Source organism: Serratia sp. (in: enterobacteria) (assembly GCF_052400455.1).
Lineage (GTDB): Bacteria > Pseudomonadota > Gammaproteobacteria > Enterobacterales > Enterobacteriaceae > Serratia > Serratia ureilytica.
On sequence record NZ_CP185812.1, the window covers coordinates 2,265,350 to 2,280,937 of the forward strand.

Consider the following 15,588-nt stretch of genomic DNA (forward strand, 5'->3'; position numbering starts at 1 on the left):
CGCCAGGCGCTCGTTAGCCTTGGGGGCGAACCGTCATAAAAAATATAGGGATGATAATGAAACGTGCGTTGAGTTTAATGGGCATGGTCTTCGCCACCGTACTGGCCGGCACGCAGGCCGCCAGTGCGACCGAATACCCGCTGCCGCCGCCGGACAGCCGTCTGATCGGTGAAAACACCACTTATACCGTGCCAAACGACGGCCGTCCGCTGGAGGCGATCGCCGCCGACTACAAGATTGGCCTGCTGGGCATGCTGGAAGCCAACCCCGGCACCGATCCGTTCCTGCCTAAGCCGGGTACGGTGCTGACCATTCCGACCCAAATGCTGCTGCCTGACACCAAGCGTGAAGGGATCATCGTCAACCTGGCCGAGCTGCGCCTTTACTACTATCCGAAAGGCGAGAATAAAGTGATCGTCTATCCGATCGGTATCGGCCAGACCGGGATGCACACGCCGCTGGAGGTAACTTCCATCAGCCAGAAGATCCCTAACCCGACCTGGACGCCCACCGCCAACATCCGCAAGCGCTATCAATCCCAGGGCGTGACGCTGCCTGCGGTGGTGCCGGCCGGCCCTGAGAACCCGATGGGGCTGTTCGCCCTGCGTCTGGCGATGGGGCGCGGTGAATACCTGATCCACGGCACCAACGCCAACTTCGGTATCGGCATGCGCGTCAGCTCCGGCTGTATTCGCCTGCGTCCGACGGATATCGAGGCGCTGTTCAACATGGTGCCGCGCGGTACGCGGGTGCAAGTGATCAACGATCCGGTGAAGATTTCGGTCGAGCCGGACGGCAAACGCTATGTGGAAGTGCACCAGCCGCTGTCGCGGGTGGAAAGCGACGATCCGCAGACCATGCCGATCGCGTTGTCTAAAGCGGAGAAAGCCTTTGCTGCCGATGGGCAAACCGATCGCGCCGTGTTCGATAGCGCGGTTGTACGCCGCTCTGGCATGCCGGTGCTGGTCAACGTAGGGGAGAGCCCGTCTGAGGTGAGTTTAACGCCTGCAGCGGCTCCTGCGGCGAATAAGAGCCCATTCAAGGCAGCGCCAATCAGCTCGGTGAACTAAGTTTGCCGGATTGAGCGGTCGAAGAGGGGTTCAGCGTGCTGAACCTCTTTTTTTTGCCTGCCGCGCTGGAAAGCCCAGGCCGACAAACAGACAAAAAAAACGGCGCACAATGTGCGCCGTTTTCAATAACCAAAGCTATCTTACTTTTTGTAAGCGTGAGCTTGGTTGTCCAGACGCTGGTTAGCGCGTGCTGCGTCGTCTTTAGCCGCTTGAACGTCAGAACGCATTGCGTTCACGTCGTTGCTCAGCTGATCAACTTTAGCGTTCAGAGTCTGAACGTCAGAAGACAGTTGATCGATTTTAGCGTTGCTAGAGCAGCCAGCCAGCAGAGTGGAACCCAGGATTACCGCGCCCAGTACCAGTTTAGTACGATTCATTATAACACCCTCTAGATTGAGTTAATCTCCATGTAGCGTTACAAGTATTACACAAACTTTTTTCGAAAGAGAATAATTTTTTAGTGTTGAGGTGCTTTATTTTGATCGTTCGCTCAAACTTGCATCTGGTTTTACAAATTAGTTAAAAAAACGAGGGAAAACAGCCGGCTTCCATGGGACTACTCCGATTTGTTATTAGCTAAATAATGAGCAGATCGCGGTTGCGTTTTGAGAAAAATAGTTTACTGCCGATAAAAAAAACGCCGCAAAGCGGCGTTTTGATCAAGATAATTATGTCACGTTTTATATTACAGCACGTGTACCGAGGCGGTGTTGGTGGTGCCGCTCGGCACCAGCGCGCCGGAAACCATCACCACGACGTCGCCTTTTTGCGCCAGGCCGCTGGCCAGCGCGGCTTCTTTACCAATGCGGTAGAAGTCATCGGTGGAGGCGATTTCTTTGACCATCTGCGGGATAACGCCCTTGCTCAGCACCAGCTGATGCGCGGTGGTCTGGTTGGTGGTCAGCGCCAGGATCACGGCGTTCGGGAAGTATTTACGCACGGATTTCGCTGACTTGCCGCCGCTGGTGGCGACGACGATCAGCGGCGCGTCCAGTTTTTCGGCGGTTTCAACCGCGCCGCGGCATACCGCTTCGGTGATGCGCAGCTTGCGGCGATCGTTCAGGGTATCGATGCGGCTTGGCATCACGCGATCGGTGCGTTCGCAGATGGTCGCCATGATGTTGACCGCTTCCAGCGGGTATTTGCCCTTGGCGCTTTCGCCGGACAGCATGACGGCGTCGGTGCCGTCCAGAATGGCGTTGGCGACGTCACCGGCTTCCGCACGGGTAGGGCGCGGGTTCTTGATCATGGAATCGAGCATCTGGGTGGCGGTGATCACCACTTTACGCGCACGGTTGCATTTTTCGATCATCATCTTCTGGGCGAAGATCACTTCTTCTACCGGGATTTCAACGCCCAGATCGCCGCGGGCAACCATGATGCCGTCGGACGCTTCGAGAATTTCGTCGAAGTTGTTCAGGCCTTCCTGGTTCTCGATCTTGGAGATGATCTGGATCTGCTCGCCGCCGTGCGCTTTCAGGTGCTCGCGGATTTCCAGCACGTCGGAGCGTTTACGGATAAAGGACGCCGCCACGAAGTCGACGCCTTGCTCGCAGCCGAAGATCAGGTCGCGTTTGTCTTTCTCGGCCAGCGCAGGCAGCTGGATGGACACGCCCGGCAGGTTGACGCCTTTGTTCTCGCCCAGGTCGCCGTTGTTCAGCACCTTGCAAACGACTTCGTTCTCGGTCACGTTGGTGACTTCCATGCCGATCAGGCCGTCGTCAACCAGCACGGTGTTGCCGATCTTCAGGTCGGCGGCGAAGCCGGCGTAAGTCACCGCCACGCGTTCGCTGTTGCCGATCACGCTCTGGTCGGTGGTGAAGGTGAAGGTTTGGCCGGCGACCAGAGAGGCGTCTTTGCCGCCTTCCAGTTTCATGGTGCGAATTTCCGGGCCTTTGGTATCCAGCAGGATGCCGGCGTTGATACCGGTTTTCGCCATCACGGCGCGCATGTTCTTAATGCGGTTGCCGTGCTCTTCATAGTCGCCGTGAGAGAAGTTGAGACGCATCACGTTCATGCCCGCATTGAGCAGGTTGGTCAGCATTTCTTCCGATTCGGTTTTTGGACCGATGGTACAAACAATTTTGGTCTTTTTCATGGCGGAGTTTTCTACAAGTTGTGATGGATAAAAAAACGAATTTGACCGGCGTTGTTTACGCCGATAGGGAATTTGAGCCGTGCCTGGTGGTGAAAAACATAGTTAAGGATAGGTGACGACAGTTGATGTGGGGCGGAAAAATTCAGCCCGCGCGGGGGCGCGGGGATGCTGCGCAACGGGGTGAGATTAAATCGTGTTGTTATTGCGTTTTCGCAGATCAAGGGCTGAAACCATTCAACTGATAGACGTTGCGCATTATAAAGGCTAAGCGGCGGGAAACAAAATAAAAAACCGCGGCGGTGCGGCGGATATGTCAGAACGAGGGCAAATGTGGCGCAAATGCAACGCGTTGCGTACAGCTTGTTGCGCAAATAACCTTGCTGTAAATGCGGCTTAGCGCGTTTGCGGGATTTCCAGCAGCACACCGGCGCTCAGGCAGAAGCAGCCGCTGGCGACGTTGGCCGGCAGGGTCAGGCTCTCGCCGGCCCGCACTGTCCGCGTGTCGCCGCCGAGGGTGAACTCGAATTCACCCGATATCACCCGGGTTTGCAGCGCGTGCGCGGGTTTTTGCAGCTGGCCGAAGGCCCCGGTCTCGAAACGCACTTCCGCTGCCGGCGAACCGTCGCTCATCACGCCTTCACGACGGGCAAGGCCATTGTCGAGCGGTAAAAAGGCGGTGTTGGCGGTGAAAGTGGTCATGTGGCGTTCCTGATGGCTGATGGCGGTAGTTCGGCGCAATCGACATGAAAAATCGAGCGGTCGGGCAGAGACGAAACAGCGAGAATTATAACGCGATAGGGGGAGAGGTGAATCAGCAATATGGTGCGTCCGAGTGGACTCGAACCACCGACCCCCACCATGTCAAGGTGGTGCTCTAACCAACTGAGCTACGGACGCACTGCACTGCTTCTGAAATTTGGTGCGTCCGAGTGGACTCGAACCACCGACCCCCACCATGTCAAGGTGGTGCTCTAACCAACTGAGCTACGGACGCACTGTACTGCTTCTGGAATTTGGTGCGTCCGAGTGGACTCGAACCACCGACCCCCACCATGTCAAGGTGGTGCTCTAACCAACTGAGCTACGGACGCATCTTTTCCTGTCTGTCATGGCTGACAGCGGGGACGAATATTAACGAGCTACCCGCGTGCTGGCAAGGGGAAAAACGCAATTTTATTCGGTATTTCACGCGATTGCTGAGGTTGTGCGCAGACAGGCGTTTTTTTCCGCAACCCGCTGCCCGGCCGGGGAGAAAACCGGCCGGGAACGGACTCAGCGGGTAGAACGCTGCAGGATGACGGTGGTCGGCTGTTTCTGCAGCCAGCGCATGCGCAGCGCCATCATGATGGCGGCGAAGGTCAGGCCGATGATAAAGCCGATCCAGAAACCACTCGGCCCCATCGCCGGCACCACCGCATCGGTCAGCGCCAGCAGATAGCCGCTCGGCAGGCCCAACACCCAGTAAGCGATGAAGGTAATGAAGAAGATCGCGCGAGTATCTTTATAACCGCGCAGCACGCCGCTGCCGATCACCTGGATTGAATCCGAGATTTGATACAGCGCCGCCAGCAGCATCAGCTGCGAGGCCATCGCCACCACCGCCGGGCTGTCGTTGTACAGCAGGGCGATCGGTTCGCGGAAGGTGGCGGTAAACAGCGCAGTGCAGACGGCCATGGTGATGCCCACGCCGATGGCGGAGTATGCGGCGACGCGCGCGCCTTCTACCGACCCTTCTCCCAGACGATAACCGACGCGAATGGTGGCGCCGACGCCCAGCGACAGCGGCAACACGAACATCAGCGCGCTGAAGTTAAGCGCGATCTGGTGGCCGGCGACCGCGACGATCCCGAGCGGCGATACCAGCAGCGCCACCACGGCGAACAGGGTGACTTCGAAGAACAGCGCCAGCGCCACCGGCATGCCGATGCCGATCAGGCGCTTCAGCGCCGCCCAGTCCGGGCCGCCGAGATCGCCTGCCTGGCGCTTGATGTCGCGCTGCGACGGCGCGCGCTTCACGTACCAGCGCATCATCAGGAACATGATCCAGTAGACGCTGCCGGTCGCGACGCCGCAGCCCACGCCGCCCAGCTCCGGCATGCCGAACTTGCCGTAGATGAAGATGTAGTTGATCGGGATATTCACCAGCAGGCCGAGGAAGCCGATCACCATGCCGGGCTTGGTTTTGGACAGCCCTTCGCACTGGTTGCGCATCACCTGGAAGAACAGATAGCCCGGCGCGCCCCACATGATGGCGTGCAGATAACCGACGGCTTTATCCGCCAGCTGCGGATCGATGTTGTGCATCATGTCGATGACGAATTTGCAGTTATACAGCACGACGATCAACAGCACGGAAACGCCGGAGGCCAGCCAGAAGCCCTGACGCACCTGATGGGCGATACGATCGCGACGGCCGGCGCCGTTTAACTGGGCGATCACCGGGGTCAGCGCCAGCAGCAGGCCGTGGCCGAACAGGATGGCCGGCAGCCAGATAGAGGTGCCGACCGCAACCGCCGCCATATCGGTGGCGCTGTAAGCGCCGGCCATGATGGTATCCACCACGCCCATGGCGGTTTGCGAGATTTGCGCGATGATCACCGGGATAGCGAGAGCCAATAAACTACGCGCTTCAATTAAGTACTTCTGCACGCATACACCTTTCTATTTTATATATGTGGGAGGGAGGGCTGCCGCGAGAGGACAACAATTAAAATAGCGGAATTTTGTCAAAAATATTGTACCTGCTCGGCGTCGTTAAGCAAACGCCGCAGATAAATAGTTATTAAATGCGCAGGGACGCGTTTTTTGCCGTCGCGGATTTGGTTTTCAGCGCCAACTGGGGCAAACTGCCGGAAGCGTTTTAATCTATTGAGTAAGAAGAGGCACATATGTTCACCGGTATCGTACAAGGCACCGCGCCGCTGGTCGCCATTGATGAGAAACCCAATTTCCGCACCCATGTGATCGAGATGCCTGCAGAATTGCTGCCGGGGCTGGAGCTGGGCGCGTCGGTGGCCCATAACGGCTGCTGCCTGACCGTCACCGCGGTGGAAGGCAATCGCGTCAGCTTCGATTTGATCAAGGAAACGTTGCGCCTGACCAACCTCGGCGATCTGGCGTTGGGCGACATCGTCAATATCGAGCGCGCGGCGAAATTCAATGATGAAATTGGCGGTCATTTGATGTCCGGCCATATTATCTGCACGGCGGAAGTGGCCAAAATTTATACCTCGGAAAATAACCGTCAGGTATGGCTGCGCATGCCGAATGCGGAATTGATGAAATATGTGCTGCACAAAGGTTTCATCGGCATCGACGGCATTAGCCTGACCATCGGCGAAGTGGTGAATAACCGTTTCTGCGTGCATCTGATCCCGGAAACCCTGGAGCGCACTACGCTGGGTAAAAAACGCCTGGGCGATAAGGTGAACATCGAGATCGATCCGCAGACGCAGGCGGTAGTGGACACCGTCGAACGCGTGCTGGCCAATCGGGAAGCGACGCTGGCGGCGGCGGTGGCGCCGGCGCACAAAGACTGACAGCGATTCGGGCGTTGCCGCCGGAGTCGAATCATAAGCAGAGAGGAGAAACGCGTGAAGTTTTATGGGAAAACGTTGTTGTTAACCGCGTTGCTGGCGCTGAGCGCCTGCAGCAGTTCACCTGAGCAGGGCGGCGGCGCGCAAGTGGCCGATGCGGACGATACCTGCGGCGCTTCGCAGTATCAAAACTACGTCGGCAAGCCGATGACGTCGCTGGAAGGCGTGCGGATCGAATCCAAGGTGCGCGCCATTCCGTACAACTCTGCCGTCACCATGGATTTCAACCTGCGCCGTCTGAACTTCCTCGGCGATAGCAACGATAAAATCATCCGCGTTTACTGCGGCTAAGCCGCCTGGTTCGAAAGAGCAAAAAAAGCCCCGGCGATGAGGTTGCCGGGGCTTTTTTTATTAGGGGAGCGTTCAGCGTGCGACGCGGATGCCGCCTTCAACGCCTTTCGGGCTGAACACCACCTGCCACAGCTGCAGATCGCGCGCCCGAAACGCGCCGGCGCAGGCGTTCAGGTAATAGCTGAACATCCGCTCGAAGCGCTCGGAATAACGTGGAGCAAGCTGCGGCCACGCCTGCTTGAAGCGCTCGAACCAGGCCATCAGCGTGCGATCGTAGTCGGCGCCGATGTTGTGCCAGTCTTCCATCACGAAATGGCCTTCGCTGGCCTCGGCGATATGCCTCACCGAGGGCAGGCAGCCGTTCGGGAAGATATATTTGTTGATCCACGGATCGACGTTCATGTCGGTCTTGTTGGAACCGATGGTGTGCAGCAGGAACAGGCCGTGCGGCGCCAGATTGCGCTCTACCACGTTGAAATAGGTGCGATAGTTTTTCGGCCCGACGTGCTCGAACATGCCGACCGAGACGATGCGATCGAACTGCTGATGCAGATCGCGATAATCCTGCAGCAGGATCTGCACGTCCAGCCCGGCGCAGCGTGCCTGAGCCAGCTTCTGCTGCTCGGCGGAAATGGTCACGCCGACCACCGACACGCCGTAATTTTTCGCCGCATAGGCGGAGAGGCCGCCCCAGCCGCAGCCGATGTCCAGCAAGCGCATGCCCGGCTGCAGCTGCAGTTTTTCGCAGATCATCCGCAGTTTCGCTTCTTGCGCTTCCTCCAGCGTGGCGGCGTCTTTCCAGTAGCCGCAGGAGTACTGCATGTAAGGATCGAGCATCAGCGTAAACAGATCGTTGCCAAGATCGTAATGCTCTTTGCCGACGATCCAGGCGCGCTTTTTCGATTGCAGATTGGTCAGGCGCGCCGCGGCGATACGCAGGGTATCTTTCAGGTGGTGGGGGAGCTTCTTCTCCAGCCCGGCGCTGACCACGCGCTGGAAGAATATATCCAGCCGTTCGCACTCCCACCAACCATCCATATAGCTCTCGCCGAGACCCAGGGAGCCTTGCTGCAAAACGCGTTTAAAGAATTCGGGGTTTTTAACCTGAATATCGAAAGGGCGCGATCCGTTAATTTCGATACCGGCCAGACCGAGCATTTCGTGCGCGATACGGTACCACTGGTTATCCTGGATGCTCAGATCTTCTATACACGATGAACTCATAGCTTCTCCATCACCTTCTTCTGACTGATGACCCGTTAGGAAACAGCTTAGACAATTTCTGCGGGTGCATACGTATACCGACGGGAAATAAGCCCGCGGCGTCTGATATCCGACTATGAACAGAGGAAATTTAAAGAAGCGACCCGACGCAAACGGCGCGGGATAAACGCGTCTTCAAAAAAAGAGTGTGACGCAAGACGCGTACACAACAGCTAATTGAGATATAGAGATTATAAGGTGTTACTTTACAAGGTTGTTTTTGAGTATAGGCGCGCCGAGGCATTGACTCAACTGTAAATCGCACTCGGCACGCATATTCTTTAAGTGATTATTTAGCTTGGCAATTATGACGCTGAGTTAGCATGTTCGCGCGGCGTTTCTTGCGGCGCCTTGGCCGCTTTTCCCCGCTGCAGGAAATACCCCAGCGCGGCCAGTATCACCGTGGACACCATCACCGTCACCGTCGCCAACAGCGGCTGCGCAATAAACGTCGATACCAGCATGCTCGCCACGAAACACAGCCCCAGCTGCAGCGTATTTTGCAGCGCGGCGGCTTTGCCGCTGCTGTCCGGGAACGGCATCAGCGCGTTGGCCACCATGATCGGATAGCCGGCGCCGTTGACCAGCGCCATCACGCAGAACGGGATCAGGAGCGTGGTGAGCGTCGGGTTGGTCAGGGTCGCCACCAGATACAGAGCCACCATGCTGACAGCATAAGCTACCAGCAGCCACGGCAGCAGGGTTTTGCCATTGATGCGCTTGAGCGCGGCGCGGCACCCGTAACCGCCCAGCAGGAAGGCCAGCGTCTGCGGCACATAGCTCAGGCCGATGTCGCTCGGGCCGTAGCCCATATCACCGAGGATAAACGGCGAGCCGGTCAGCCAGGCGAAGAAACCGGCCGAACAGGCGGCGTACATGGCGACATTGCCGCTGAATACCGGGGATTTCAATAATTGCCAAAAACTGACGCTGCTTTTTGGCGCGTCGACGGCGGGTTTTGGCCTGGCGTTCTCTTTGAGCAGCAGCGTCGGCAGCAGCAACAAGGCGGTGATGGCCAGCAGCACGGCGAAGATCGCGCGCCAGCTGGCGTGGTTCAGCAGCCAGGCGCCCAGCAGCGGCGCCAGCGCCGGCGATAGCGCCACCAGCGGCATGATGGTGGCGAATACGCGGTTGGCCTGGCCTTCACGATAGCGGTCGACCACCAGCGCTTGCCAGATGGCGGCGGCGGAACAGACGCCTACGGCCTGAATAAAGCGCAGTATCCAGAGCTGCGCGGCATTTTCCACCCACAGCATGCCCAGGCAGCCGAGCGCGAACAGCGTCAGGCCAATCAACAATACCGGTTTGCGCCCCAGACGGTCGGAGAGCGGCCCCCACAGCAGCTGCGCGAAGGCGAAGCCGGCCAAAAAGATGCTCAGGCTGGCGCTGACCGCGCCGGCGGAAATTTGCAGTTCCTCCCGCATGGCGCCGAAGGCGGGCAGGTACATATCGGTCGCCAGATAACCCAGCATGCTCAGGCCGGCGAGGTAGAACATAAAACCAAAGGAATTTCGCATGGTATTTCTCGTTAATATTTTAGTGTCGCAGGTTTTTAGCGCTGGCCAGTGTATCCGGCTGGATCTCTGCTTGTGAAACGGTAATATTTGCAAAGTGCTGTTAAAAAAATTGAAGGCAAAGCGATGTGGTCTGAATATTCTCTCGAGGTCGTTGATGCGGTGGCGCGCACCGGCAGTTTCAGCGCGGCGGCGCAGGAGCTGCACCGGGTGCCGTCGGCGGTAAGTTATACCGTGCGGCAGCTGGAGCAATGGCTGGCGGTGCCGCTGTTTGAGCGGCGTCACCGAGATGTGGAACTGACGCCGGCCGGCGCGCTGTTTATCAAGGATGCGCGAGCTGTTATCAAAAAAATGCTCGACACCCGCCGCCACTGTCAACAGGTGGCCAACGGCTGGCGCGGTCAGCTGAATATCGCGGTGGACATCATCGTCAAACCGCAGCGCAGCCGCCAGCTGGTGCTGGATTTCTACCGTCATTTCCCCGACGTCGAGTTGATGCTGCAACCCGAGGTGTTTAACGGCGTGTGGGATGCGTTGGTGGACGGCAGGGTGGACATGGCGATCGGCGCCACCCGCGCGGTGCCGGTCGGCGGCGGCTTCGCTTTCCGCGACATGGGGGATATGAACTGGCTGTGCGTAGTCAGCCCACAGCATCCGCTGGCGCAGCTGGCAGGGCCGTTGAATGACGATCGGTTGAGGCCGTACCCTGCGCTTTGTCTGGAAGACACCTCGCGCAATCTGCCCAAGCGCGTCACCTGGACGCTGGATAACCAGCGGCGGCTGGTGGTGCCGGACTGGACCTCGGCGCTCGACTGTTTGTGCGCCGGATTGTGCGTCGGCATGATGCCGGCGCATCTGGCGCTGCCGCGGGTGCAGCGCGGTGAGCTGAAGGCGTTGCAGTTGCAGCAGCCGTTTCCCGCCAGCCCCTGCTGCCTGACCTGGCAACAGGATAAACCGTCACCGGCGATGAGTTGGCTGCTGGCGTATTTGGGCGATGGCGAGACGCTGAATCAGGAGTGGCTGAGTGAGGCGGCACCGGAAGCCGCGCCGGCTTCCGGTAGGGAGGACGATCAGCGGCGGTAGTCGATGAACGGACCGTCGGCGACCGAACGGCGTTCGACCAGCTTCGGATGCACTTCGATCACCTGCGATTCTTCGCGCTTGCTGATGATGCGATCCAGCAGCATGGTGAAGGCCATTTCGCCCAGACGTTCTTTCGGCTGATGAATGGTGGTCAGCGCCGGGGTGAAGTAGCGGGCGTTGCGCACGTTGTCGTAGCCGATCACGGAAATATCCTGCGGCACCCGCAGCCCCAGTTCGTCGGCGGCGCAGATGGCGCCCATCGCCATGATGTCGCCGCCGCAGAATACCGCGGTCGGTCGCTGTTTCTGTGACAGAATTTGATGCATCGCCTTGTAACCGGACTCCGGCTCGAAGTCACCCTGGACTATCCACTCTTCGCGAATATCGATATGCGCTTCCTGCAGCGCCTTCATAAAGCCCTGATGACGGCCGCCGCCGGTGTTGCGCGACAGCTGGCCCGGGATAGCGCCGATATCGCGGTGGCCGCGCTCGATCAGGTAACGGCCGGCCAGATAGCCGCCTTCGAACGCGTTATCGATGATGGTGTCGGTGAAGTCGCCGCGCGCGGCGCCCCAGTCCATTACCACCATCGGGATGTTGCGGTAGTCTTCCAGCATGCCCAGCAGCTGATCCGGGTATTCGGAACACATGACCAGCAGGCCGTCGACGCGCTTTTGCGCCAGCATCGCTAGGTAGGCGCGCTGTTTGTCCAGATTGTTGTGCGAGTTGCACAGGATCAGGGTATAGCCTTTGCTGTAGCAGCTGTTTTCCACCGCCTCGATCACTTCGGCAAAGTAGGGCGCTTCGCTCGAGGTGGCCAGCAGACCGATAGACTTGGTGTGATTGACTTTCAGGCTGCGCGCCACGGCGCTCGGCGAGTAGTGCAGCTCTTTGATGGCGGCCCACACGGCCGCTTTGGTCTCTTCGGCGACGAAACGAGTCTTATTGATGACGTGCGAAACGGTGGTGGTGGAAACGCCCGCGCGTTTGGCCACATCTTTAATCGTTGCCATGTAAGGAATGACTCCTGAACTCACATGTTTACAGCATGTAAGTGTGATGTTAATCGTTTGCCTACGTAGATCCTTCTCCAGAGAAGCGAAAACTGAGTTTTTAGTGTTGAAGTCGTCAGCGCTAATCAGGAGGGGCATGAATGCCGGTACGCAGTTGTGAACTGCGAATTTTGTCGCATATTGAACAAAAGTGGAAGAGGTAATCGAGATTATAAACCGGGAAATGATAACAAGATTTTATCGGCGAACTGTGGGAAAATGATTTGACGTACTAATTGTGCGCCTTTTATCCTTAGGAAAGCCCATTTTAAAGGAGTTGTCATGGATACCGATCTGAAGATGTCGCTGTTCACCACCGTTTGCGCATTGGCGATGATCATCGCTTTCAGCTTTGTCGCCGCGTTGAACTGATTTCCCGCCAGTTTTAAAAAAGGCGCAGCCAAGCTGCGCCTCATCACTTAGGCAAGGCCTGCGCTTACGCCAGGTTTTCCGCCGCGAAGGTCCAGTTGACCAACGCCCAGAAGTTTTCCAGGTATTTTGGACGCGCATTGCGGTAATCGATGTAATACGCGTGTTCCCACACGTCAACGGTCAGCAGCGGTTTGTCTTCGCCGGTCAGCGGGGTTGCCGCGTTGGAAGTGTTGACGATCGCCAGCGCGCCGTCCGGTTTTTTCACCAGCCAGGTCCAGCCGGCACCGAAGTTTTTCACGGCGGCATCGGTGAACTGCTCTTTGAACGCAGCGAAAGAGCCGAAGGATTTGACGATCGCCGCCGCCAGTTCGCCCTGCGGTTCACCGCCGCCCTGTGGCGACAGGCAGTGCCAGTAGAAGGTGTGGTTCCACACCTGCGCGGCGTTGTTGAACACGCCGCCGTTAGAGGTCTTGATGATCTCTTCGAGCGATTTGCCTTCGAACTCGCTGCCTTTCACCAGGTTGTTCAGGTTAACCACGTAGGTGTTGTGGTGTTTGCCGTAGTGGTATTCCAGGGTCTCGGCGGAGATGTGCGGCTCGAGCGCGTTTTTCTCATACGGTAATGCAGGTAATTCAAACGACATTGCTTCCTCCTTTACAGCGCCATTCAGCTTCTCGCCGGGGCGAACGCCGGATGGGCCGTTTTTTATTGTGGTCATTCAATCTTAACAATTTTCATCATAAAAAACAGGAGGAAAAGCGAGAAATGCGCGTGGGGGAGTGCGATGGGCGATAGCTTGAGCAGGCGGTTGCGGCCGAGGCCGCAACCGCGAAGAGCAGGGAATTAACGGATGGTTTTCGGCGTCACTACGCGGCGAGCGCCGATGTAGTGGTTCTGCCAATAGTCGTTATCAAGCTGGCTGATGCGGATCTCTTCGCCGGTGCGCGGCGACTGGATGAATTTGCCGTTGCCGAGGTAGACGCCGACATGATCCGCCACGCCGCGGTTGTTAATGCGGAAGAACACCAGATCGCCGCTTTCCAGTTCGCTTTTCTTGATCGGCGCCGCGTCGCGCAGGTGATACATTTCGTTGGCGGTGCGCGGCATCTTGATTTTCACCACGTCTTTATAGGCGTAATAGATGAGGCCGCTGCAGTCGAAGCCGGTGCGCGGCGAGCTGCCACCCCAGCGGTAAGGCTTGCCCATCTGATCCATCAACTTGGCCATCGCGGTCTGCTTGGCGTGCTGGTAACGCTTTTTGTGCGCCGGGCTGAGTTTCAACGGTTTTTCATCACGCGCCAGCTTGGCGGTGGCCATACCGGCTTCGCGGTGGCGGCCATAGCCTTTTTTGTAGCCCTTTTTCGGCGGGGTGACTTTAATTTTGGCGGTTTTCTGCGCTTTGGCCTTGGGTTTGGCGCTGACGATCTTTTTCGCGCTTTTCTCGCTTTTGACCTTGGCGGTCTTGGTTTTTTTCTCGGGGGCCGTCACTTTGGCTTTTTTGGCGGCTTTATCCGCTTTCTTTTTTCTGCGGTCATCGGGCCGCGCTTCATTGGCATGGCTTTTACGCTGCTCGGCGGCAACACGCGCCTGTGGCGCAGCGTGCGCCAAATTGAAGAAGAGCTGCGTAAACAGCAGCGCAAAGAGCGTAAGAATTAAACGCATGTCGACGTCACCAACCTTGGCCCCGAAACGGATATCGAAAGAGTTACAGTATTCCCGAATTTCGCCATATAAAACAGCGAAGAACTCATAAATAATAATCCATATTGTGAGAAAACGTTAATGACATTTTTTTTGGTTTAAAATCAGCCTGTTGATGTATAAAAAAGCGCCAGGCGGCGGTAGCGGATATAATTAAGCCGCGCCGTCATCGCGGCGCAATATATTAGTGAAATGGTCGGATTAAAAATGTTATTCTCAACGTATGTTTTGACCGGAATGACGTGGCCGGTGAAACGCGATCGGCGGCGGGCGAATATCCTTGCAAAAGATGGCGTTTTCTTGCGACTGTTCCAGCCGCTACAATAGCCCGCGTGATGCATGTTGTAGCCATGAAATGTGGTTTGAGGAAGCAATAAATGACGACGACACTTGAAAAAATTCAGCACCAGATCGCTGAAAACCCGATTCTGCTGTACATGAAGGGTTCGCCAAAGCTGCCGAGCTGCGGCTTCTCTGCGCAGGCTGTGCAAGCGCTGTCCGCCTGCGGCGAGCGTTTCGCCTATGTGGATATTCTGCAAAACCCGGACATCCGCGCCGAGTTGCCAAAATACGCCAACTGGCCGACTTTCCCGCAGCTGTGGGTAGACGGTGAGCTGGTCGGCGGTTGCGATATCATCATCGAAATGTATCAGCGCGGCGAATTGCAGCAGCTGATCAAAGAAACGGCAGAAAAGTATAAAGCGCAGGAAGACCAGCAGTCTTAATCGACAGACTTGCGGTTATCGCGTAACGGGCGGCGCCAGTGCAAACTGGGCCGCCTTTTTTATTGGGCTTATTCGGCGAGATCGCCGGCGGGCAGCGGCCAGCCGCCGAGACGCTTCCAGCGGTTAACCAGCTCACAAAACAGCAGGGCGGTTTGTTCGGTGTCGTACAGCGCGGAGTGCGCCTGGCTGCTGTCGAACGGCATGCCGGCAGCGATGCAGGCTTTGGCCAGCACCGTTTGCCCCAGCACCAGGCCGCTCAGCGCAGCGGTGTCGAAGGTGGCGAACGGATGGAACGGATTACGCTTCAAACCGGCACGTTCGGCCGCGGCCATCAGGAAGCTGTGATCGAAGTTGGCGTTGTGCGCGACGATAATGGCCCGGTTGCAACCGCGATCCTTGAGCCCTTTGCGCACCGCTTTGAAAATGGCGTGCAGCGCGTCGTATTCGCTGACCGCACCGCGCAGCGGGTTGTGCGGATCGATGCCGTTAAACGCCAGCGCTTCCGGTTGCAGGTTGGCGCCCTCGAAAGGCTCCACGTGGAAGTGCAGGGTTTCGTCGCGCTGCAGCCAGCCGTCTTCATCCATTTTCAGCGTCACGGCGGCGATTTCCAGCAGCGCATCGGTATTGGCGTTGAAGCCGGCGGTTTCAACATCTATTACTACGGGATAAAACCCACGAAAACGACCACTCAGGGCGTTAAGATCACTTTTTTCGGCCATCAGTTTCTTATCTTCATCGAATGCAGCGCGCATTATGGCAAATTTTGCGCCCGGTTGCAGGCGCTATCGCGCGGAGAATCAGCGGGGCGCAGGCGCGCCCCGAG

Annotated in this window: 16 protein-coding genes and 3 tRNA genes; 6 read left to right on the forward strand and 13 right to left on the reverse strand. The window is 57.5% G+C overall.

All coding sequences use genetic code 11. From position 1 onward, the window contains the following. The first annotated feature begins 56 nt into the window (after window positions 1-56). Entirely contained in the window at window positions 57-1,070 is a 1,014-nt protein-coding gene (locus tag ACORQT_RS11040) for a L,D-transpeptidase family protein (protein WP_033652724.1), read from the forward strand. Between the two features lie 140 nt (window positions 1,071-1,210). Here ACORQT_RS11040 and ACORQT_RS11045 read toward each other — a convergent pair whose 3' ends face one another. The 7 genes from ACORQT_RS11045 to ACORQT_RS11075 form a co-directional block, all read right to left on the reverse strand. After that, entirely contained in the window at window positions 1,211-1,447 is a 237-nt protein-coding gene (locus tag ACORQT_RS11045; RefSeq protein ID WP_004931354.1) for a major outer membrane lipoprotein, read from the reverse strand. 308 nt (window positions 1,448-1,755) lie between these two features. Continuing rightward, window positions 1,756-3,168, reverse strand: coding sequence for a pyruvate kinase PykF (pykF, locus tag ACORQT_RS11050; protein WP_033642909.1), 1,413 nt, complete (start codon window positions 3,166-3,168; stop codon window positions 1,756-1,758). Between the two features lie 393 nt (window positions 3,169-3,561). Beyond that, on the reverse strand, window positions 3,562-3,867 hold the full coding sequence (locus tag ACORQT_RS11055) for a cupin (RefSeq protein ID WP_033652725.1): 306 nt from the start codon (window positions 3,865-3,867) through the stop codon (window positions 3,562-3,564). Window positions 3,868-3,988: 121 nt separating this feature from the next. Then, window positions 3,989-4,065: transfer RNA gene (locus tag ACORQT_RS11060), tRNA-Val, on the reverse strand. Between the two features lie 20 nt (window positions 4,066-4,085). Continuing rightward, a tRNA-Val gene (locus tag ACORQT_RS11065) sits at window positions 4,086-4,162 on the reverse strand. Window positions 4,163-4,182: 20 nt separating this feature from the next. Further along, window positions 4,183-4,259, reverse strand: a tRNA-Val gene (locus ACORQT_RS11070). A 181-nt stretch (window positions 4,260-4,440) separates the two neighbouring features. Then, window positions 4,441-5,817: an MATE family efflux transporter gene (locus ACORQT_RS11075; RefSeq protein ID WP_033652604.1), complete on the reverse strand. Its 1,377-nt coding sequence runs from the start codon at window positions 5,815-5,817 to the stop codon at window positions 4,441-4,443. A 239-nt stretch (window positions 5,818-6,056) separates the two neighbouring features. Here ACORQT_RS11075 and ACORQT_RS11080 point away from each other — a divergent pair, with 239 nt between their 5' ends. Next, a complete protein-coding gene (locus ACORQT_RS11080; RefSeq protein WP_033642912.1) occupies window positions 6,057-6,707 on the forward strand; it encodes a riboflavin synthase in 651 nt (216 codons plus the stop codon). A gap of 54 nt (window positions 6,708-6,761) precedes the next feature. After that, on the forward strand, window positions 6,762-7,055 hold the full coding sequence (locus ACORQT_RS11085; protein WP_033642913.1) for an I78 family peptidase inhibitor: 294 nt from the start codon (window positions 6,762-6,764) through the stop codon (window positions 7,053-7,055). Between the two features lie 72 nt (window positions 7,056-7,127). Here ACORQT_RS11085 and cfa read toward each other — a convergent pair whose 3' ends face one another. Together cfa and punC are read right to left on the reverse strand one after the other, a co-directional pair. Continuing rightward, a complete protein-coding gene (gene cfa, locus ACORQT_RS11090) occupies window positions 7,128-8,279 on the reverse strand; it encodes a cyclopropane fatty acyl phospholipid synthase (protein WP_033642914.1) in 1,152 nt (383 codons plus the stop codon). A 344-nt stretch (window positions 8,280-8,623) separates the two neighbouring features. Beyond that, entirely contained in the window at window positions 8,624-9,835 is a 1,212-nt protein-coding gene (punC, locus tag ACORQT_RS11095) for a purine nucleoside transporter PunC (protein ID WP_042784368.1), read from the reverse strand. 123 nt (window positions 9,836-9,958) lie between these two features. Between punC and punR the strand changes: the two genes are divergently transcribed. After that, window positions 9,959-10,915, forward strand: coding sequence for a DNA-binding transcriptional activator PunR (punR, locus tag ACORQT_RS11100; protein WP_042784369.1), 957 nt, complete (start codon window positions 9,959-9,961; stop codon window positions 10,913-10,915). Here the strand turns inward: punR and purR are convergent. Then, window positions 10,903-11,928, reverse strand: a complete 1,026-nt coding sequence (gene purR, locus ACORQT_RS11105) for an HTH-type transcriptional repressor PurR (RefSeq protein WP_004931336.1) — start codon at window positions 11,926-11,928, stop codon at window positions 10,903-10,905. The two genes, punR and purR, sit on opposite strands and share 13 nt — an antisense overlap. 321 nt (window positions 11,929-12,249) lie before the next feature. Between purR and cydH the strand changes: the two genes are divergently transcribed. Beyond that, a complete protein-coding gene (cydH, locus tag ACORQT_RS11110; protein ID WP_094143265.1) occupies window positions 12,250-12,339 on the forward strand; it encodes a cytochrome bd-I oxidase subunit CydH in 90 nt (29 codons plus the stop codon). Between the two features lie 64 nt (window positions 12,340-12,403). On the opposite strand, the gene sodB is transcribed toward cydH, so the two are convergent. Both sodB and ACORQT_RS11120 read right to left on the reverse strand, forming a co-directional pair. Beyond that, entirely contained in the window at window positions 12,404-12,982 is a 579-nt protein-coding gene (gene sodB / locus ACORQT_RS11115) for a superoxide dismutase [Fe] (protein WP_004931333.1), read from the reverse strand. A 200-nt stretch (window positions 12,983-13,182) separates the two neighbouring features. Beyond that, window positions 13,183-14,001, reverse strand: coding sequence for a C40 family peptidase (locus ACORQT_RS11120; RefSeq protein WP_042784370.1), 819 nt, complete (start codon window positions 13,999-14,001; stop codon window positions 13,183-13,185). 416 nt (window positions 14,002-14,417) lie between these two features. On the opposite strand from ACORQT_RS11120, the gene ACORQT_RS11125 reads away from it, so the two are divergent. Beyond that, window positions 14,418-14,765, forward strand: coding sequence for a Grx4 family monothiol glutaredoxin (locus ACORQT_RS11125; RefSeq protein ID WP_004931329.1), 348 nt, complete (start codon window positions 14,418-14,420; stop codon window positions 14,763-14,765). A gap of 68 nt (window positions 14,766-14,833) precedes the next feature. On the opposite strand, the gene rnt is transcribed toward ACORQT_RS11125, so the two are convergent. After that, window positions 14,834-15,517, reverse strand: coding sequence for a ribonuclease T (gene rnt, locus ACORQT_RS11130; RefSeq protein ID WP_016927925.1), 684 nt, complete (start codon window positions 15,515-15,517; stop codon window positions 14,834-14,836). Window positions 15,518-15,588 lie beyond the last annotated feature (71 nt).

What these genes read in the sequence shown, in the direction of transcription:
- ACORQT_RS11040 (WP_033652724.1), top strand. Translation starts at nt 57, where the DNA reads ATGAAACGTGCGTTGAGTTTAATGGGCATGGTCTTCGCCACCGTACTG.
- ACORQT_RS11045 (WP_004931354.1), bottom strand. Translation starts at nt 1,447, where the DNA reads ATGAATCGTACTAAACTGGTACTGGGCGCGGTAATCCTGGGTTCCACT.
- pykF (WP_033642909.1), bottom strand. Translation starts at nt 3,168, where the DNA reads ATGAAAAAGACCAAAATTGTTTGTACCATCGGTCCAAAAACCGAATCG.
- ACORQT_RS11055 (WP_033652725.1), bottom strand. Translation starts at nt 3,867, where the DNA reads ATGACCACTTTCACCGCCAACACCGCCTTTTTACCGCTCGACAATGGC.
- ACORQT_RS11080 (WP_033642912.1), top strand. Translation starts at nt 6,057, where the DNA reads ATGTTCACCGGTATCGTACAAGGCACCGCGCCGCTGGTCGCCATTGAT.
- cfa (WP_033642914.1), bottom strand. Translation starts at nt 8,279, where the DNA reads ATGAGTTCATCGTGTATAGAAGATCTGAGCATCCAGGATAACCAGTGG.
- punC (WP_042784368.1), bottom strand. Translation starts at nt 9,835, where the DNA reads ATGCGAAATTCCTTTGGTTTTATGTTCTACCTCGCCGGCCTGAGCATG.
- punR (WP_042784369.1), top strand. Translation starts at nt 9,959, where the DNA reads ATGTGGTCTGAATATTCTCTCGAGGTCGTTGATGCGGTGGCGCGCACC.
- purR (WP_004931336.1), bottom strand. Translation starts at nt 11,928, where the DNA reads ATGGCAACGATTAAAGATGTGGCCAAACGCGCGGGCGTTTCCACCACC.
- cydH (WP_094143265.1), top strand. Translation starts at nt 12,250, where the DNA reads ATGGATACCGATCTGAAGATGTCGCTGTTCACCACCGTTTGCGCATTG.
- sodB (WP_004931333.1), bottom strand. Translation starts at nt 12,982, where the DNA reads ATGTCGTTTGAATTACCTGCATTACCGTATGAGAAAAACGCGCTCGAG.
- ACORQT_RS11120 (WP_042784370.1), bottom strand. Translation starts at nt 14,001, where the DNA reads ATGCGTTTAATTCTTACGCTCTTTGCGCTGCTGTTTACGCAGCTCTTC.
- ACORQT_RS11125 (WP_004931329.1), top strand. Translation starts at nt 14,418, where the DNA reads ATGACGACGACACTTGAAAAAATTCAGCACCAGATCGCTGAAAACCCG.
- rnt (WP_016927925.1), bottom strand. Translation starts at nt 15,517, where the DNA reads ATGCGCGCTGCATTCGATGAAGATAAGAAACTGATGGCCGAAAAAAGT.